The organism is Streptomyces sp. NPDC093591 (genome assembly GCF_044764885.1).
Taxonomy (GTDB): domain Bacteria; phylum Actinomycetota; class Actinomycetes; order Streptomycetales; family Streptomycetaceae; genus Streptomyces.
The window spans coordinates 134,189-152,941 of the sequence record NZ_JBIWIY010000019.1 but is presented as its reverse complement, the minus strand read 5'-3'; the positions used below and the strand labels follow the sequence as shown (position 1 = coordinate 152,941).

Annotated in this window: 15 protein-coding genes; 5 read left to right on the top strand and 10 right to left on the bottom strand. The window is 70.9% G+C overall.

The window, feature by feature from the left end; translation table 11 throughout:
• Positions 1-67: 67 nt before the first annotated feature.
• Complete coding sequence (locus ACIREI_RS35255; RefSeq protein WP_403341790.1) at positions 68-1,747, bottom strand: PucR family transcriptional regulator; 1,680 nt, start codon at positions 1,745-1,747, stop codon at positions 68-70.
• Positions 1,748-1,919: 172 nt separating this feature from the next.
• On the bottom strand, positions 1,920-4,313 hold the full coding sequence (locus ACIREI_RS35250) for an ATP/GTP-binding protein (RefSeq protein ID WP_403341787.1): 2,394 nt from the start codon (positions 4,311-4,313) through the stop codon (positions 1,920-1,922).
• 284 nt (positions 4,314-4,597) lie between these two features.
• On the opposite strand from ACIREI_RS35250, the gene gabT reads away from it, so the two are divergent.
• On the top strand, positions 4,598-5,932 hold the full coding sequence (gabT, locus tag ACIREI_RS35245; RefSeq protein ID WP_403341785.1) for a 4-aminobutyrate--2-oxoglutarate transaminase: 1,335 nt from the start codon (positions 4,598-4,600) through the stop codon (positions 5,930-5,932).
• Positions 5,933-6,153: 221 nt separating this feature from the next.
• On the top strand, positions 6,154-7,014 hold the full coding sequence (locus ACIREI_RS35240; protein ID WP_403342062.1) for a phosphatase PAP2 family protein: 861 nt from the start codon (positions 6,154-6,156) through the stop codon (positions 7,012-7,014).
• On the opposite strand, the gene ACIREI_RS35235 is transcribed toward ACIREI_RS35240, so the two are convergent.
• From ACIREI_RS35235 to ACIREI_RS35205, 7 genes are all read right to left on the bottom strand, one after another.
• Entirely contained in the window at positions 7,011-7,463 is a 453-nt protein-coding gene (locus ACIREI_RS35235) for a hypothetical protein (protein WP_403341782.1), read from the bottom strand. The two genes, ACIREI_RS35240 and ACIREI_RS35235, sit on opposite strands and share 4 nt — an antisense overlap.
• A gap of 115 nt (positions 7,464-7,578) precedes the next feature.
• Complete coding sequence (locus tag ACIREI_RS35230) at positions 7,579-8,997, bottom strand: NAD(P)/FAD-dependent oxidoreductase (RefSeq protein ID WP_403341779.1); 1,419 nt, start codon at positions 8,995-8,997, stop codon at positions 7,579-7,581.
• A 22-nt stretch (positions 8,998-9,019) separates the two neighbouring features.
• Positions 9,020-9,820, bottom strand: coding sequence for an ABC transporter permease (locus ACIREI_RS35225; protein WP_403341776.1), 801 nt, complete (start codon positions 9,818-9,820; stop codon positions 9,020-9,022).
• Positions 9,821-10,750 (bottom strand): ABC transporter permease, encoded by a 930-nt coding sequence (locus ACIREI_RS35220; protein ID WP_403341773.1) that lies wholly within the window; start codon positions 10,748-10,750, stop codon positions 9,821-9,823.
• Positions 10,750-11,895 carry an ABC transporter ATP-binding protein gene (locus tag ACIREI_RS35215; protein ID WP_403341771.1) on the bottom strand — a complete coding sequence of 382 codons (1,146 nt, stop codon included), beginning with the start codon at positions 11,893-11,895 and terminating at the stop codon, positions 10,750-10,752. The genes ACIREI_RS35220 and ACIREI_RS35215 overlap by 1 nt, the downstream gene beginning before the upstream one ends.
• A 7-nt stretch (positions 11,896-11,902) precedes the next feature.
• Complete coding sequence (locus ACIREI_RS35210) at positions 11,903-13,150, bottom strand: spermidine/putrescine ABC transporter substrate-binding protein (RefSeq protein ID WP_403341769.1); 1,248 nt, start codon at positions 13,148-13,150, stop codon at positions 11,903-11,905.
• A gap of 85 nt (positions 13,151-13,235) precedes the next feature.
• Entirely contained in the window at positions 13,236-14,771 is a 1,536-nt protein-coding gene (locus tag ACIREI_RS35205; RefSeq protein WP_403341766.1) for a gamma-aminobutyraldehyde dehydrogenase, read from the bottom strand.
• Between the two features lie 199 nt (positions 14,772-14,970).
• Here ACIREI_RS35205 and ACIREI_RS35200 point away from each other — a divergent pair, with 199 nt between their 5' ends.
• Positions 14,971-15,525 carry an NADAR family protein gene (locus ACIREI_RS35200; protein WP_403341764.1) on the top strand — a complete coding sequence of 185 codons (555 nt, stop codon included), beginning with the start codon at positions 14,971-14,973 and terminating at the stop codon, positions 15,523-15,525.
• Between the two features lie 327 nt (positions 15,526-15,852).
• Here ACIREI_RS35200 and ACIREI_RS35195 read toward each other — a convergent pair whose 3' ends face one another.
• Positions 15,853-16,467 carry a DUF4190 domain-containing protein gene (locus ACIREI_RS35195; RefSeq protein WP_403341762.1) on the bottom strand — a complete coding sequence of 205 codons (615 nt, stop codon included), beginning with the start codon at positions 16,465-16,467 and terminating at the stop codon, positions 15,853-15,855.
• A gap of 503 nt (positions 16,468-16,970) precedes the next feature.
• On the opposite strand from ACIREI_RS35195, the gene ACIREI_RS35190 reads away from it, so the two are divergent.
• Positions 16,971-18,032 carry an adenosine deaminase gene (locus ACIREI_RS35190; protein WP_403341760.1) on the top strand — a complete coding sequence of 354 codons (1,062 nt, stop codon included), beginning with the start codon at positions 16,971-16,973 and terminating at the stop codon, positions 18,030-18,032.
• Between the two features lie 17 nt (positions 18,033-18,049).
• Complete coding sequence (locus tag ACIREI_RS35185; RefSeq protein ID WP_403341757.1) at positions 18,050-18,727, top strand: glycerophosphodiester phosphodiesterase; 678 nt, start codon at positions 18,050-18,052, stop codon at positions 18,725-18,727.
• The last annotated feature ends 26 nt before the right edge of the window (positions 18,728-18,753 follow it).

Sequence of the window (18,753 nt, the reverse complement as noted above, 5' to 3'; positions counted from 1 at the left end):
CAGCGGGGGTCCGGAGGCGGCAGCCCCCGGGGACGGGACGGGTAGGGGCGGCGGGGGCGACACCCCCCTACTCCGCCGACGTCGCCTTCAACGCCAGCCAAAGCTCCATCCGCACATCCGCGTCATCCAGCGACCGCCCCAGAATCTCCTCCACCCGCCGCATCCGATAACGCAACGTATGCCGATGCACCCCCAGATCCGCGGCCGCCGCGTCCCACTGCCCATGCCGCGACAACCACGCCCGCAGCGAGGCCACCAGATCCCCCCGCCCCGTCGCGTCATGCTCGTGCAGCGCCCGCAGCAACCCGTCCGCGAACGCCTTCACCGCATCGTCCGCGAGCAACGGCAACACCGACCCCGCCGCCAACTGCTCGTGCTCCACGCACACCCGCCCCCGCCGCCGAGCCACCGACAGCGCCTGCTCGGCCTGCTTGTACGCCGCCGCCGCGGCGATGGGCCCGGCCGGCGCCGAGAGCCCCACGACCAGTTCGTCCTCGTCGGCGCCCACCGGCTGCTCGGACACGTCCCCCGCCCGCGCCGCCTCCAACGCCTCCGCGTACTTCGCGCACGCCGCCACCGCCGCGCCCCCGTCCGCCGCGAGCACCACCAGCCGCGCCGCCTCGTCCTCCCCTTCCGGCACGACGAGCACCGCCTCCCCGGCCCGAGCCGCCGCGGACTCCACGATCTCGGTGAGGGCACCCAGCGGATCGCCGTGCGTGTCGGACGCGGCGGCCAGCACCGCGGCGGACGCCTTGGTGAGCGCCACCCGCGCCCCGGAGTCCACGACCCGCGCCGCCGACACCGACGCCGCCTCGGCGACGATCACCCGGAAGGGCGCGTCGAGGAGTTCGCCGTACAGGTCTCCCGCCACGGCCCGGGCATGGTCCGGCTCCCCGGCGAGCAGCATGCGCAGCACCGCCGCGCCCACCCGCTGCTCGGCCGCGTGCAGCGACCGCGACCGCTCGGTCGTCAGCGTGAGCAGCGCGATCGCCGAGTGGACGGCGTACCGCTCCGCCGTGCCCGGCGCCGCCGCAGTGCCCACGGCCAGCGCCGCCCGCGGCCGGCGCCCCGTGCCCAGGGTGTGCAGTTCGACCCGGTCCTCGTGCTCCGGCCCGCCGACCACGGACGACGCGGGCGCGGGCCGCTCCCGCAGCCGCTCCACGTCCGCCGTGAGCCGCGCCGCCCGCCGCCCCGCCCACTCGGGCGCCGTCGCGACCACGGCACCGGACGCGTCGTACAGTGCCGCCCAGCCGTCCACCTGGGATGCCAGCGCGGCCAGCAGCCCCTCCGGCCCGGCGTTCAACGCCTGCTTCGTCAGCTCCCGTTGCGCCGCGAACCCCGCCGTCACCGCCCGGTACTGGTCCGCCGCGATCGCCGCCGACACGGCCTTGCTGATGGCGAGGAAGGGCGTGCGGCGCGGCACCTCCAGCAGCGGCAGGCCCTCCGCCTCGGCCGCGTCGACCAGGGCTCCCGGGATCTCCTCGTAGTTGACGCCGACCGCGAAGCCGAGCCCGACCACGCCCGCACCGACGAGGCGCCGCACATAGCGCCGCATCGCCTCGGGGTTCTCCGCGTCCAGCTTGAGCGCGGTGATCAGCAGCAGCTCCCCGCCCTCCATGTAGGGGACCGGGTCGGCGAGCTCACTGACGTGCGCCCAGCGCACGGGCACGTCCAGGCGGTCCTCGCCCGCCCGCACGGTCAGCTTGAGCGCGGAGTGGTGGACGAGCGAGGCGAGCGTCGGGGGCATGAGGCCTTCACTATCGAGGTGACCGGTGTGATCGTGCGATCTGTGTGACCAGCGCGATCGCGGTGATCATCTGTGTGATCTCTGTGATCTTTTAGCCGCCATGTATGAACGACCTGTGCCGATTCTGCCTCACTGTACGGTCACCGCGTGACCCGCCGACCGGATACCGAGGTCAGCCCCGCAGATCCACCAGCAGCGGCGGCGCGTGTTCGCCGTTCACGGTGGTCAGTGACAGCACCGCATGTCCGGGCGGCACCGAGTGCGCCAGCTCGGAGGCGGACCAGCGTTCCCGTTCGACCTGGCGGACGGTGACGGCTTCCGTGGTCACCGCCTTGCCGGTCACCAGTTTGCGCAGGGCGTGCATGGCCCGGGTCATCGGCTGATCGGCGAACACTGTGTGCTGGGCGACGTCCTTGGTCTCCACCCACTCGGTGCCCCAGGCGTCGGCGAAACGGCTCCCGTCCCAGGTTGTCACGCCGGACAGGGCCATCCGGCAGCCGACGGCCCCGTACAACGGCCCGTGGAGGGCCTCCGGCACATCGGAGACCGTGCGCAGCGCGAGCACGACACCGGCGTTCTGCGAGCGCAGCCGCTGAATCCGCCGAACCGACTCGGGAGTGACGGTGCCGGTGGCGTCGTCGAGGACAAGGCCGACGAAGTGGTCGTGTGATCCTTCCCGTGCGACCTCGGCGAACTGGGCCAGCACGAGCCTGGTGATCAGGCGCGAGACCTCCTCATGGCCACGCTCGGGCAGGTCGATACGGACACGCAGGGGGTGGTGGGCGACCGCGCGCAGCGAGAACGGGCGGTTCGCGCCGCTGCCGGAGCCGAAGAAGTCGGCGAAGGCGGGCCGGTCCAGCAGGGCGAGCCGGTCGGCGAGCACCGGACCGGGGTCACCCGGGGCGCCGGTCTGCCGGATGCGGGCCTCGACTTCGCGGCGCATCATCGTGTGCCGGTCGTCGGCCAGCCGGGCACGCAGATCGGAGAGTGCCGGCTGGTCCCCTTCCAGCAGGCCCCGCAGCACGGGCAGGGCGGGGAAGCGGCCGTACGCGGCCCGGTAGGGGCCCAGAAGCTGAGCGAGGACGGTGGCGGCGCGCTCGGCGCCGACGTTGTCGAGATCCCCGGCCAGCGCCTCGGCGAGGAACCCGGCCGCCTGATCGGGGTCTTCGGCGTCGGCGTACGGGTCGAGGTCGTGCGCGGACGCGGGGTCTCCGATGCGCACCACGACGTCGTACGACGAGTCCGCCCCGATCGCCGTGCCCGCGGCGCACACCACGACCACCGCGCACCTGCCGGTGAGAGCCTGGAGCGCGAGGGACTCGGCCACCGGCGCGATGACGTGCCGGGTCTTGCCGGCGCCCGACGGCCCGACGACCAGCAGCGAGGTGCCCAGCGTCTCCGGCCCGAGGGCGGCGCCGACGCCGTCGTACGCGGGCGGGGTGCGGTCGGCCGGGGCCCACCGTCCGATGCGCACCTGTCCGGCGAGCAGGTCGTGCCGCGCGGCGCGTCCGGTCAGGTCGCGGTCGCCGGAGGGATGGGTGAAGGCGGCGCCCTGCTGACGCAACACCGCGTCCGTGAAGGCGGCCACGCGGCCCTGGTTCCGGGACCGGACCCAGCCGTGCTCGACGCGGGCGCAGTCCACGTCGTTCATCCGCCCGGCGAGCACCTCGGCGGTGAGCACGTCGGCGGCCTGGTGCTGTCCGGCCTCCCGCAGCCCGGGCCATTGGGCACGGGGCTGTTCGGCGACAGGCGAGGGGCCCTGGTCCTGCCCGGCGCGACCACGGGCCGCGAGCCAGGCCCGGGCCAGGGACCACCAGCCACCGAGCCGGGCGAAGGGCCACAGGACGAGGGCGACGATGAGGGTGTTGAGCGCGATGTCCCATGGCGCGGCGTAGACCTCGTACCCACCGCTGATCAGCACGATGAGGGAGCACAACGGGCTCACGACGGGCAGCGGGTCCCAGCCGACGCCGGGGAAGGCGTCCGGGTAGACGAAGCTCAGGGTGACGAGGGCGCCCAGGGCTGCCAGCAGGCCACGGGTCGGCTGCGGTTTGCGGCCCACGAGGTGACGGACGACAGCGGGCCAGCTCCCCAGCCTGCCCACCGTGTAGACGAGCACGGCGAAGAAGAGGCCGTTGTACACGTCCAGGGCCTCCACGCCCGGGTACTGCAGTGCCTGGCCCTCGAAGTGCTTGGGCGAGGCCATCGTGCCGCCCCACCACCAGTCCTCCGGGGTGAAGAGCCGCAGGATCGTGAACTGGTACGGGAGCGCGCCGCGCCGCCAGAAGGACCACACCACCAGCGCCACGGCGAGCGGAATCAGCATGCCGGCGAGGGTCGTGGGATTGACCCGCTCCCTGTTCACAGCGGCCTTCGGCATCCGGTATCCGAAGCGCCAGATGCCGGGCCTGGTCTCGGGCCGGGCTTCGTTCAGCCAGTCGGCCACAGACGTGCCCGGCGCGTGCGTCGGCCGCGGTGGCGCCACAGGGGCCTCCGGTGGCACCGCCGGACGTGGCACAGGCGTCGCGTGCGTGCCCCGCGCGTCCTGCGTCCCGTCGCTGTCCATCGCGCTTGCCCCCTGAGCAGCCGTTCCGTCCACCGTCAGCGAGCCAATCTAACGTCCTCTCCTGGGGAGTTCACCGCTTACGCGGCCGACGGAGCGGACCGAGATGCTCCGGATCTCGTCGCGGCCCGCCCCGCCGGTGCGGAACCCGTGTCGGCGTCGCTATGTCCACGACGGACAACCGGACTCGCTGACAACGCCCACATGGAGCATGCCCACCCCCCGCTCCCCGCCCTAGCCTGCGAAAAAGAGAAGACAAGCGTCCGCAACACCCCCAGGAGCCCCTCATGAGCGCACTTCCGCAGGAGCGCCGCGTCGTCACCGCCATCCCCGGCCCGAAGTCGCAGGAGCTGCAGGCCCGCCGTACCGCCGCGGTCGCGCAGGGCGTGGGCTCCGTGCTGCCCGTGTTCACGGCGCGTGCGGGCGGCGGCATCATCGAGGACGTCGACGGCAACCGGCTCATCGACTTCGGCTCCGGCATCGCCGTGACGTCCGTCGGCGCGTCCGCCGAGGCAGTCGTACGCCGGGCCTCCGCGCAGCTCGCCGACTTCACCCACACCTGTTTCATGGTCACGCCGTACGAAGGGTACGTGGAGGTCGCCGAGGCCCTCGCCGAGCTGACGCCCGGTGACCACGCCAAGAAGAGCGCCCTGTTCAACTCCGGCGCCGAGGCCGTCGAGAACGCCGTCAAGATCGCCCGTGCGTACACCAAGCGCCAGGCCGTCGTCGTCTTCGACCACGGCTACCACGGCCGCACCAACCTCACGATGGCGCTGACCGCGAAGAACATGCCGTACAAGCACGGCTTCGGCCCGTTCGCGCCCGAGGTCTACCGGGTGCCGGTGGCCTACGGCTACCGCTGGCCGACCGGCCCGGAGAACGCGGGCCCGGAGGCCGCCGCGCAGGCCATCGACCAGATCTCGAAGCAGGTCGGCGCGGAGAACGTCGCCGCGATCATCATCGAGCCGGTCCTCGGCGAGGGCGGGTTCATCGAGCCGGCCAAGGGCTTCCTGCCGGCGATCAGCCGGTTCGCCTCCGACAACGGCATCGTCTTCGTCGCGGACGAGATCCAGTCCGGGTTCTGCCGTACGGGTCAGTGGTTCGCGTGCGAGGACGAGGGCATCGTGCCCGACCTGATCACCACCGCGAAGGGCATCGCGGGCGGTCTGCCGCTCGCCGCCGTGACCGGCCGCGCCGAGATCATGGACGCCGCCCACGCGGGCGGCCTGGGCGGCACCTACGGCGGCAACCCGGTCGCGTGCGCCGGTGCGCTGGGCTCCATCGAGACGATGAAGGAGCTCGACCTCAACGCCAAGGCGAAGAACATCGAGGCGACCATGAAGGCCCGCCTCACCGCCATGGCCGAGAAGTTCGACATCATCGGCGACGTGCGGGGCCGGGGCGCCATGATCGCCATCGAGCTGGTCAAGGACCGCGCCACCAAGGAGCCGAACCCGGAGGCGACCGCCGCGCTCGCCAAGGCCTGCCACGCCGAGGGCCTGCTGGTCCTGACCTGTGGCACCTACGGCAACGTGCTGCGGTTCCTGCCCCCGCTGGTCATCGGCGAGGACCTGCTGAACGAGGGCCTCGACATCATCGAGCAGGCCTTCGCCCACATCTGAGGTCACAGCAAAACCACTGGTGAGCGCCGGTGGACCGGCCCGCGAGCCCCATCCGCCCCACCCCTGACACCGCCCGCGGTTCCGGGGGTGGGGCGGCGGTAGTCAGAGCGTGTGAAGAAGGTGTGCGAGGTGGATGTCAGGACGCGATTCCGTCTGTCTTACGCCCTTCCGCTGTCGTAGGTTCTAAGCAGATGAGAGATACACCCCGCCCAGAGGGGACTCTGGGTGACATCGGGCCGAGGCCTCCCCAGCTTCGACCTGGTCGTGCCCTCGCGCACACAACCGGAGCCTCCGGCTTCGGATCTCCTCACCGATCGGACAGTCGCCCGCCCCAAACCCCCCGGGGCGGCCGACCATCCGATCCGGACGGGCGCCTCGGAACCACCCCCCCTGTTCCGGGGCGCCCGACCTCCCTCTTCCTCCTTCTCGCCCTTCCGGCCCTCCTCTTCGCCCTGATCACCTGGCAGGTCGTCGCGTACGGGCCGCTCGTGCGTGTGGACGAGCGCGTCAGCCGGGCCCTGATCCACCCGGACCGCTTCTCCGATCTCCTGGCCGATCTGGGCAATGTCCAGGTCGCCGTCCCGGTCCTCGCCGTGGCCCTCGTCCACTCCGCTTGGCGCTCCCGGCGCACTGGTACAGACCGCTGGTGGCTGCCGGCCACCGCGGCGGCCGTCCTGATGACACTGGTCCCGGCCCTGGTCGTGCCGCTCAAGGAACTCACCGACCGCCCGGGCACCCCGGCCGTCCCCCCGGCGACCGGTTACTACCCCTCCGGCCACACCGCCACGGCCGCCGTCGCCTACGGCTCCGCGGTGCTGCTCCTGCTCCCCTGGCTCCGCTCCGCCTACGCCCGCCGCGAGCTCCTCATCGGCTGCGCGGTGGTCAACGCCGCCGTCGGCTTCGGCCTGGTCCGCTGCGGCTACCACTGGCCACTGGATGTCGTGGCCAGCTGGTGCCTGAGCGCGGTACTCCTGTCTTCCCTCTGGCTACTCCTCGCCCGAAGCAGCCGCCGAACAGCCACCGGCCCTCCCGGCCGCCGCACCGGTCTCGGTCCCGGGGGCACCGGGGGTTCCGCGGGCTAGCCCTCCCCCTCCGCGGCCAGTCGCGCCGCCGCCTCGTGCATGGCCAGTTCGAGCAGTGCCGGGTCGGTGAGGGTGCCGGTGCCGTCCGGGGGGACCAGCCAACGGGTGCCGCCGGTGGCGCGGCCCGGGTAGGGGACGACGATCCAGGTGCCCTCCCCGGCCGTACGGATGCCGGTGCCGAGCCAGCGGGCGGCCGTGCCCGGTGGCACGAAGAAGCCCATGCGCGCGTCGCCGAAGTCGACCAGCACCGGGCCCGGCTGGTCGAGGATCCGGGTGAGGACATCCAGGGTCGGATAGCCGAGCTCGCCCGGCAGGATGAGTACGTCCCAGGCCTTGCCTGCCGGCAGCAGCGCGACCCCGAGGGGATTGCGCTCCCACTCCCAGCGACAGGCTGCGGGATCCGGCGCCACGGATGCCAGCCACTCGACCGCCGTCTTCGCCCCTGTCATGACGGTGACCTCCCTTTTCTTTCGTGAACGCGGGTCGCGTCACGAGGGAGAGGGAGGTCACCTGCCGGGCATTACGCGGGTTCTCGCCACCAATCCGAGGTGACCTGAGTCACATTCAACTGTCGAATCCGAGGCCGAGTCGGTCCATCGCCTTCAGCCACAGATTGCGCCGCCCGCCGTGCGCGTCGGCGCGGGCCAGCGACCACTTGGTGAGCGCGATGCCGGTCCAGGCGAAGGGCTCCGGCGGGAAGGGGAGCGGCTTCTTGCGGACCATTTCGAGCTGCGTGCGTTCCGTGCGCTCCCCCGCCAGCAGGTCCAGCATGACGTCCGCGCCGAAGCGGGTCGCGCCGACGCCGAGGCCCGTGAAGCCCGCCGCGTACGCCACCTTGCCCTGGTGCGCCGTCCCGAAGAACGCCGAGAAGCGGGAGCAGGTGTCGATGGCGCCGCCCCACGCGTGCGTGAAGCGGATGCCCTCCAGCTGCGGGAAGCAGGTGAAGAAGTGCCCGGCGAGCTTGGCGTACGTCTCCGGGCGGTCGTCGTATTCGGCGCGGACCCGGCCGCCGTAGGGGTAGATGGCGTCGTAGCCGCCCCAGAGGACGCGGTTGTCGGCGGAGAGGCGGAAGTAGTGGAACTGGTTCGCCGAGTCGCCGAGGCCCTGGCGGTTCTTCCAGCCGATCGAGGCGAGCTGGTCCTCGGTGAGGGGCTCGGTCATCAGGGCGTAGTCGTAGACCGGGACCGTGTACGCGCGCACGCGCTTGACCAGGCTCGGGAAGATGTTCGTGCCGAGGGCGACCTTACGGGCGCGGACCTGGCCGTAGGGGGTGCGTACGGCCATGCCGGCGCCGTACGGCTTCAGGGTGAGGGCGGGGGTGTGCTCGTGGATGCGGACGCCGAGGTCCAGGCACGCCCGCTTCAGTCCCCAGGCCAGCTTGGCCGGGTTGACCATGGCGACGCCGCGGCGGTCGTAGAGGCCGGCCTGGAAGGTCGGTGAGTCGACCTGGGCCCGCACCGCCTCGGCGTCCAGGAACTCGATGCCCTCGGCGAGGCCCTTGTCCCGCAACTCCTCGTACCAGTCGCGCAGTTCCCACGCCTGGTAGGTCTCGGTGGCGACGTCGATCTCGCCGGTGCGCTCGAAGTCGCAGTCCAGGGAGTAGCGGGCGACCGCCTTCTCGATCTCGTCGAGGTTGCGGGCGCCCAACTCCTGAAGGGCGTGGATCTCCTCCGGCCAGCGGGCGAGCCCGTTGGGCAGCCCGTGGGTGAGGGAGGCGGCGCAGAAGCCGCCGTTGCGGCCGGAGGCGGCCCAGCCCACCTCGCGGCCTTCGAGCAGGACCACGTCCCGCCGCGGGTCGCGCTCCTTGGCGAGGAGCGCGGTCCACAGTCCGCTGTAGCCGCCGCCGACGACCAGCAGGTCGCAGGTCTCGGCGGTGGTCAGGGCGGGTTCGGGGTGGGGCCTGCCGGGGTCGTCCAGCCAGTACGGGACCGGCTGGGCTTCAGAGAGTGCCTTCGTCCATCTGTTCATGGCGCTTGGGGCCATGATTCCAACTCCCTACAGGGGTTTATGCCTTCTGCTTGTTCCGGCGGTTTGTGATGACCATGGAAGTCAGGACGAACAGTACGGCGACGACGAACATGGCCGTACCGATGACATTGATCTGAACGGGCGTTCCGCGCTGGGCCGAGCCCCAGACGAACATCGGGAAGGTGACGGTGGAGCCCGCGTTGAAATTGGTGATGATGAAATCGTCGAAGGAGAGCGCGAACGCGAGCATCGCTCCGGCCGCGATTCCGGGGGCGGCGATCGGCAGGGTGACCCGGACGAACGTCTGGAACGGTCCGGCGTACAGGTCCTGCGCGGCCTGCTCCAGCCGCGGGTCCATCGACATCACGCGCGCCTTCACCGCCGTCACGACGAAGCTCAGGCAGAACATGATGTGGGCGATGAGGATCGTCCAGAAGCCCAGCTGGGCGCCCATGTTGAGGAACAGGGTGAGCAGCGAGGCCGCCATGACGACCTCGGGCATCGCCATCGGCAGGAAGATCAGCGAGTTCACGGCGCCCCGCGCGCGGAAGCGGTACCGGACCAGCGCGAAGGCGATCATCGTGCCGAGGAGCGTGGCGCCGAGCGTCGCCCAGAACGCGATCTGGAGGCTGACCGACAGTGAGCCGCACAGGTCCGAGACACCGCACGGGTCCTGCCAGGCGGCCGTGGAGAACTCCTGCCATTCGTAGTTGAAGCGCCCCTTCGGTTTGTTGAAGGAGAACACGGTGACGACGATGTTCGGCAGGAGGAGATAAGCGAGCGTCAGCAGTCCCGCGATGACGACGAGATTGCGCTTGAGCCAGTTGACGAAGGTCATTTAAACCAGATCCTCCGTTCCCGACCTGCGAATGTAGACGGTCACCATGACGAGAATGGCGGCCATGAGGATGAAGGAGAGGGCCGCGGCCGTCGGATAGTCCAGAATCCGCAGGAACTGCGTCTGGATGACATTGCCGACCATCCGGGTGTCGGTCGAGCCGAGCAGGTCCGCGTTGACGTAGTCACCGGCCGCCGGGATGAAGGTCAGCAGGGTGCCGGAGACGACGCCGGGCATCGACAGCGGGAAGGTGACCTTGCGGAAGGTGGTGATCGGCCTGGCGTACAGGTCGTTCGCCGCCTCGTGCAGCCGGGGGTCGATGCGCTCCAGCGAGGTGTAGAGCGGCAGGACCATGAACGGCAGGAAGTTGTACGTCAGACCGCACACCACCGCGAGCGGTGTGGCCAGGACGCGGTCGCCGGAGGTCATGCCGAGCCAGCTGGTGACGTCCAGGACGTGCAGCGTGTTGAGGGCGCCGACGACCGGGCCGCCGTCCGCGAGGATCGTCTTCCAGGCGAGGGTGCGGATCAGGAAGCTGGTGAAGAACGGCGCGATCACCAGGATCATGATCAGGTTCCGCCAGCGGCCCGCGCGGAAGGCGATGAGGTAGGCGAGCGGGTAGCCGAGGATCAGGCACAGGACGGTCGCCGAGCCGGCGTAGAGCACCGAGCGCAGGAACTGCGGGTAGTACTCGCTCAGCGCGTCCCAGTAGGTGGCGAAGTGCCAGGTGACCTTGTAGCCCTCCTCCAGGGAGCCCGTCTGCACGGACGTGGAGGCCTGGTAGATCATCGGCAGCGCGAAGAAGACCAGCAGCCAGAGGATGCCGGGCAGCAGCAGCCAGTAGGGGACGAGACGGCCGCGTTTGCGTGGGGGCTTCTTCTCGGGTGCCGTCGGGGTCAGAGGCGGTGGCGCCTCGGTCAGTGTCGCCATCAGACCGCCGCCTCTTCCTGGATACCGGCGTCGATGTCCTGAGCGGCGTCGAGGCCGAAGGTGTGCGCCGGGTTCCAGTGCAGGACGACGTCGGCGCCGGGGACCAGCCGGGCGTCCCGGTCGATGTTCTGGGCGTAGACCTCGAAGTCGGGGCAGACCGGGCTGTCGACGACGTACTGCGTGGAGACGCCGATGAAGGAGGAGTCGGCGATCTTGCCGGTGATCCGGTTGCGGCCCTCGGGGATCTCGCCCGCCTCGTCGGCATGCGTGAGGGAGATCTTCTCGGGGCGTACGCCGACCAGCACCTTGCCTCCGACCGTCGTCGGCGCGCCGCACCGGGCCTCGGGGAGGACGAGCTTGCCGCCGCCCGCCCTCAGCACGATGTCGTCGCCGCTCCTGGAGTCGACCTCGGCCTCGATGAAGTTCGAGGTGCCGAGGAAGTTGGCGACGAACGTCGTGCGCGGGTTCTCGTACAGGTCGGTCGGCGAGCCGAGCTGCTCGACGCGGCCCGCGTTCATCACGGCGACCGTGTCGGCCATGGTCATGGCCTCCTCCTGGTCGTGCGTGACGTGGACGAAGGTGATGCCGACCTCGGTCTGGATGCGCTTGAGTTCGAGCTGCATCTGCCGGCGCAGCTTCAGGTCGAGGGCGCCGAGGGGCTCGTCGAGGAGGAGCACCTTGGGGTGGTTGATGAGAGCGCGGGCCACGGCGACGCGCTGCTGCTGGCCACCCGACAGCTGGTGCGGCTTCTTGCGGGCCTGCTCGCCGAGCTGAACGAGGTCGAGCATCTCCTCGACCTGCTTCTTCACGCTCTTGATGCCGCGTCGGCGCAGGCCGAAGGCGACGTTCTCGAATATGTCGAGGTGCGGGAAGAGGGCGTACGACTGGAAGACCGTGTTCACCGGCCGCTTGTACGGCGGCAGCGCGGTCACGTCCTGGTCGCCGAGGTGAACAGTGCCGGAGGAAGGCTCCTCCAGACCGGCGATCATGCGCAGGGTGGTGGTCTTGCCGCAGCCGGAGGCGCCGAGCAGGGCGAAGAAGGAGCCCTGGGGCACGGTCAGGTCGAGCGGGTGGACGGCGGTGAAGGAGCCGTAGGTCTTGCTGATGCCGGAGAGGCGGACGTCGCCGCTGGTGTCGTTCGTCATGGTGTGGTCACGCCCCTGTGAGCTTCGCGAACTTCTCTTCGTAGGCCGTCTCTTCCTTCGAGCTCAGTGAGCGGAAGGCGACGGACTTGGCCTGCATGGCCTTGTCGGGGAGGATCAGCGGGTTGTTCGCCGCGTCCTCGTCGATCTTCGCAAGCTCTTCCTTCACGCCGTCCACGGGACAGACGTAGTTGATGTAGGCGGCGAGCTCGGCGGCGGCCTTCGGCTCGAAGTAGTAGTCGATGAGCCGCTCGGCGTTCGTCTTGTGACGGGCTTTGTTGGGAATCAGCAGGTTGTCGCTGGACGTCATGTAGCCGCTGTCCGGGATGAGGAAGTCGATGTCCGGGCTGTCGGCCTTGAGCTGTACGACGTCACCGGCCCAGGCGAGGCAGGCGGCGAAGTCGCCGCTGGTGAGGTCGGAGGTGTAGTCGTTGCCGGTGAAGCGGCGGATCTGCTTCTTGTCGACGGCCTTCTGCAGGCGGGCGATCGCCGCGTCGTAGTCGTCGTCCGTGAACTTCGCCGGGTCCTTGCCCATGTCGAGCAGGGTCATCCCGATGGTGTCGCGCATCTCGGTGAGGAAACCGACGCGGCCCTTGAGCTTGGGGTTGTCGAGCAGGTCGGAGACGGTCTTCACCTCGACGCCGTCGAGCGCCTTCTTGTTGTAGGCGATGACGGTCGAGATGCCCTGCCAGGGGTACGAGTACGCCCGTCCCGGGTCCCAGTCGGGGCTGCGGAACTGCTGGGAGAGGTTGGCGAAGGCGTGCGGCAGGTTGGACGGGTCCAGTTTCTGGACCCAGCCGAGGCGGATGAGCCGGCCGGCCAGCCAGTCGGTGAGGACGATGATGTCGCGGCCGGTGTCCTGCCCCGCGGCCAGCTGCGGCTTGATCTTCCCGAAGAACTCGTTGTTGTCGTTGATGTCCTCGGTGTACTTGACCTTGATGCCGGTGCGTTTCGTGAACGCCTCCAGCGTCGGGTGATGTTTCCCGCTGTCATCGACGTCCATGTACTCGGTCCAGTTGGAGAAGTTGACGGTCTTCTCCTCGGCCGAGTGGTCCTCCGCGGACGTGCCGCCCTGGGTCTTGCCGGCCGCGGGGATCCCGCAGGCGCTGAGCGTGCCCAGTCCGCCCAGCGCGAGCGCGCCGCCCGTGGAGGCGCGCAGCAGGGAACGGCGGGTCACGGCGGCCCGTCCGTTGCGCAGGCTGCGCCGCATGGCGGCCACTTGGGCCGGGGACAGGCGGTCGGGCTCGTACTGCTCCATGCGCGTGGTGCCCTTTCGGGAGAGATCGGAAAGGTGGGGGAGGCCGGTCGCGGGTCGGACGGCCGGCTGCTCCCGCCTGATCTGGCTATCGGTCCCCGAAGACGGTGCGGTGCCAGTCCTTCCTGGCGACCGCGGTGTTGTCGAACATGACGTGCTTGATCTGGGTGTACTCCTCGAAGGAGTAGGTTGACATGTCCTTGCCGAAGCCGGACGCCTTGTAGCCGCCGTGCGGCATCTCGCTGATGATCGGGATGTGGTCGTTGACCCACACACAGCCCGCCTTGATCTCGCGGGTGGCCCGGTTCGCGCGGTAGACATCACGGCTCCAGGCGGAGGCCGCGAGCCCGTACGGGGTGTCGTTGGCGAGCCGGATCCCCTCGTCGTCACTGTCGAACGGCACGGCGACCAGGACCGGCCCGAAGATCTCGGACTGGACGATCTCACTGTCCTGGGCGGCGTCGGCGACCAGGGTGGGCCGATAGTACGCACCGTTCTTGAGCTCACCCTGTGGAGCCTCGCCACCGGTGACCACGCGCGCGTAGGCACGCGCACGGTCGACGAACCCGGCGACACGGTCGCGCTGGACATGGGAGATCAACGGCCCGAGATCGGTGCCCGGCGCGAACGGATCACCGAGCCGGACGGTCTCCATGAGTGCGGCGGTCCGCTCGACGAACTCCTCGTACAGCGGGCGCTGCACGTACGCGCGCGTGGCGGCCGTGCAGTCCTGCCCGGTGTTGATCAGCGCTCCCGCGACCGCGCCGTGGACGGCGGCTTCGAGGTCGGCGTCGTCGAAGACGACGAAGGGCGCCTTGCCGCCGAGCTCCAGATGGATCCGCTTCACGGTGGCGGTGGCGATCTCGGCGACGCGCTTGCCCACGGCGGTGGACCCGGTGAAGGAGGTCATGGCGACGTCGGGATGCCCGACGAGGTGCTCACCGGCCTCCCTGCCGGTCCCGGTGACGATGTTGATGACCCCGTCCGGAATCCCGGCGTCGGTGGCGGCCTGGGCGAAGAGGAGCGAGGTGAGCGGCGTGAGCTCGGCGGGCTTGAGCACGATGGTGTTGCCCGCGGCGATCGCCGGGAGGATCTTCCAGGCGGCCATCTGGAGGGGGTAGTTCCAGGGGGCGATGGACCCGACGACGCCGATGGGCTCGCGGCGGACGTAAGAGGTGTGGTCGCCGGAGTACTCCCCCGCGGACTGCCCTTGCAAATGGCGTGCGGCACCGGCGAAGAAGGCCGTGTTGTCGATGGTCCCCGGCACGTCGAACTCGCGGGTCAGCTTCAACGGCTTCCCGCACTGCAGGGACTCGGCGCGGGCGAACTCCTCGGCGCGGTCGGCGAGGACGGCGGCGAAGCGGTGCAGCGCGTCGGAGCGCTCGCCCGGGGTCGTGGTGGCCCAGCCCGGGAACGCCTCGCGCGCGGCGGCTACGGCCGCGTCGACGTCATCGGGGCCGGCCAGGTCGTACGTGTACACCTCCTCGCCGGTCGCAGGGTCGACGACGGCGTGGGTACGGCCCGAGGCCCCCTTCGCCGGTCGGCCCGCGATGTACTGCGCGCCCTCCGCGAAGCGGTCCTGGGCCGGGAATCGTTCCGGGGTGGCGGTGCCCGGGTTGTGCATGTCGCTCCCTCCGTGTCCCCGCGGTGGGGCCGGCGTGGCTCAGGCTCGATTTGAGTGCCGATCCTGACAGAGGGGGGCGGCTCCAACAAGTGATTCCGTTGTTGCCTTTTGGTTACGCGACGGAATCTGTCGACCAAGTGTCGAGCGGGACGGAAAAACGCGGGACGGGTTGTCGGTGGTGCGTGCCATGCTCGGGGGCATGGCGAAGATCGATTCTTGGGATGTCCTGGTCAGGGAGGTCCGTGCGGGGGCGAGGGTCAGGTATCTGCACTTCTGGGGGCACCGGCCGAGGCCTGACGGACGGGTGGGCGCGAGCTGCTTGAGTCAGTGGTGGTTGTCCCCGTTCGCCGTGGACGGGGTGGAGTACGCGACCGCCGAGCACTGGATGATGGCCGAGAAGGCGCGGCTGTTCGGCGACGCGGAGGCCGAGCGGCGGGTGCTGGACGCCGGGCATCCGGCGGTGGCGAAGAAGGCGGGGCGGCTGGTGCGGGGGTTCGACGACGCGATATGGGAGCGGGAGCGGTTCCGGATCGTCGTCGAGGGGTCGGTCCACAAGTTCGGGGCGCATGCGGATCTGCGGGAGTTCTTGCTGGGTACCGGGGATCGGGTGCTGGTGGAGGCCAGTCCGGTGGACCGGGTGTGGGGGATCGGGCTGGCGGCGAGTGATGACGGGGCGGGGGATCCGGAGCGGTGGCGGGGGCCTAATTTGTTGGGGTTTGCGTTGATGGAGGCGCGGGAGCGGTTGCGGGGGTAAGGGTTTCGCCCCCGCCGCCCCTACCCATTCCCGTCCCCTGGGGGCTGCGCCCCCAGACCCCCGCTGTCGGCCCTTCGGGCCTCGTCCTCAAACGCCGGACAGGCTGAGATGCCTGGGCCGGCGTTGAGGGGTGAAGCCCACTGCGGGTGGGCGGGGGTTCGGGATGGGTGTGGTCTCGTCCTCGAACGCCGGACGGGCCATTCCAGCCCCTCCGGCGTTTGAGGAGCGGGGGTCCAGGGGGCGGAGCCCCCTGGCGGGGTCGAAGGGGCGGGGCCCCTTGAGGATGGGACGGGTAGGGGCGGCGGGGGCGAGGAAACCCGGCGGTGCCTACGCCGTGGCGATCACCAGCGCCACCATGCCCAACCCCAGCACCACCCCCGCCGCCCCACAGATCATCCCGGCCAGCGCCTGCCCAGGATTCGTCGCCTCGCCCCGCCGCGCCTTGCCTCGCCCGATCGAACCGAAGATCAGAGCCAGCACACCCAGAATGACCGCCACCGGCCACAGACAGAAGACCGCAGCAGAGATGATCCCGAGCACAAGCGCGGCCGTACCCATCCCGTTGCTCGGCATGGCCGGCATACCGGGCCAGCCGTAGTAGCCCGCGACACCAGGCCCCGCCGCCGGGTACCCGTGCCCGCCGGGATAGCCGTACGGAACCTGCCCGGGCCCGTCGGGACCGATGGGCCCGGGATAGCCGTACGGAACCTGCCCCGGCCCGTCAGGACCGATGGGCGGCGGCGGAACCGGCTCACCGTGAGCGCCGTAGGGACCGGGCCCGATCGGCGCCGCGAAGGGGTTCCCCGTCGAGCCGTACGGCGGCATCGCCGGGCCCGGCCCGGCCGTGGGGTTCATCCACGGCGCCGCCGGCGGCACGGCGTCCCGTGGCTCGGACGGCGCGCCCATGGGCGGCATGGAGGTGACCGTCTGCTGATCGTGCACGGACGGAGCGGGCCGGACCGGCGGCTCGTTCGAGGCGAGGGGGTACCCGGGGCCACCCGGCGCGGACGGAGTCGCCTGCGCACCCACCGCCGGAGCCGCCCACGGATCCGGCTCGGAGCGGGCCCCCGGCCCGCCCGGCACCGCACCACTCGGACCCGCCGCCCCGGCCCCCGCCCCCGGTTTGTCCAACGACGTCCTCGGCCCCGTCTCCGACGAAGCGCCCGGCTCCCCGACCCCTACGGCCGCGTCGCCCCGTACCCCTGATCCGCCCGGCACCCCCGACCCCCCTGATACTTCCGATCTCCCCGATGCTTCCGGCGCCTCCGGCGTCTGCGCGTCGTCGGACATGCGCGGGCCCCCTCCGTCGTAAGTGCCGTCATGCTAAGGCCCGGGCATCGCCGACGCGGCCCCGGCCTACGATGATCCCGAGTAACCGATCAGCCGATCACCCGCGTCCCGCCGCCCGTACACCCGGCCGCGGACGCCGTTCCCGGGGAGGAACCTTGACCGACCGTCTCGTCGACGCCCGCGTCCCGCGCGACCTGCACGCCTTCATCGCCGGACTGCCCAAGGCCGAACTGCACGTCCACCACGTCGGCTCCGCCTCCCCCCGCATCGTCGCGGAACTCGCCGCCCGCCACCCCGACTCCAAGGTCCCCACCGACCCCGAGGCCCTGGTCGACTACTTCACGTTCACGGACTTCGCCCACTTCATCGAGGTGTACCTGTCCGTCGTGGACCTGATCCGCACGCCGGAGGACGTACGGCTGCTGACGTACGAGGTGGCCCGCGACCTGGCCCGGCAGCAGGTGCGCTACGCCGAGCTGACCATCACCCCGTTCTCCTCCACCCGCCGCGGCATCGACGAGAAGGCGTTCATGGACGCCATCGAGGACGCCCGCAAGGCGGCCGAGGCCGAGTTCGGGACCGTACTGCGCTGGTGCTTCGACATTCCCGGCGAGGCGGGCCTGGAGTCCGCCGAGGAGACCGCGCGGCTCGCCACCGACGACCGGGTGCGCCCGGAGGGCCTGGTGTCGTTCGGGCTCGGCGGGCCCGAGATCGGCGTGCCGAGGCCGCAGTTCAAGCCGTACTTCGACCGGGCGATCGCCGCCGGACTGCACTCCGTGCCGCACGCCGGTGAGACGACCGGCCCGGAGACGGTCTGGGACGCCCTGACCCACCTGCGCGCCGAGCGCATCGGGCACGGGACCAGTTCCGCGCAGGACCCGAAGCTGCTCGCGCACCTCGCCGAGCACCGGATCCCGCTGGAGGTGTGCCCGACCTCCAACATCGCCACGCGCGCGGTCCGCACGATCGACGAGCACCCGGTCAAGGAGTTCGTGAAGGCCGGGGTCATCGTCACCGTCAACTCCGACGACCCGCCCATGTTCGGCACCGACCTCAACAACGAGTACGCGGTCGCCGCCCGCCTCCTCGACCTCGACGAGCGGGGCCTGGCCGACCTGGCCAAGAACGCCGTGGAGGCGTCGTTCCTGGACGCGCCCGGCAAGGCCCGGATCAAGGACGAGATCGACACGTACACGACCACGTGGCTCGCCCCCTGACCCACCAGAATGGCCCCATGCAGAACGTGACCGCCGTCGCCCACCGCGGCGACCCCTACCGCGTCCGCGAGAACACGCTCGACTCCCTGCGCTCCGCGCTCGAACTGGGCGCGGACGCGGTGGAGATCGACGTACGGCTGACCAAGGACGGCGTGCCGGTGCTGCTGCACGACGAGACGCTGAAACGGCTGTGGGAGCAGAACCGGCCGGTGCTCGCGCTGTCGGCGGCCGAGGTGCGGGGGCTGACGGCGGGCGGGGTGCCGACGTTGGAGGAGGCGCTGGCGGCGTGCGACGGGAGCCGGGTGATGCTCGACCTGCCGGGCACGCCCGATGTGCGGGCGGCTCGCCGGGTCGTGGACGTCGTGCGCGGGTGCGGGGCGCAGGAGCGCGTGTACTACTGCGCGGGCGCCCCGGCCATGCTCGCCGTGCGCGCCGCCGACCCGGCCGCCGAGATCGCCCTGACCTGGACGACGTCGGCGCCGCCGCGCCCCGCGCTGCTGGACGCGGTGGGCCCGCGCTGGCTCAACTACCGTTTCGGCCTGGTCGACCACGCCCTCGCCGAGCGCGTCCACCGCGACGGCTACCTGCTGTCCGTCTGGACCCCGGACACCCGGCGCTCCATGCGCCGTCTGCTGGACATCGGCGTCGACTCGATCACGACCAATCGGGTCGCCGTCCTCCTGGGGCTGCGCTGAGCGCTCCGCAGGGAGCGCCGCGATGT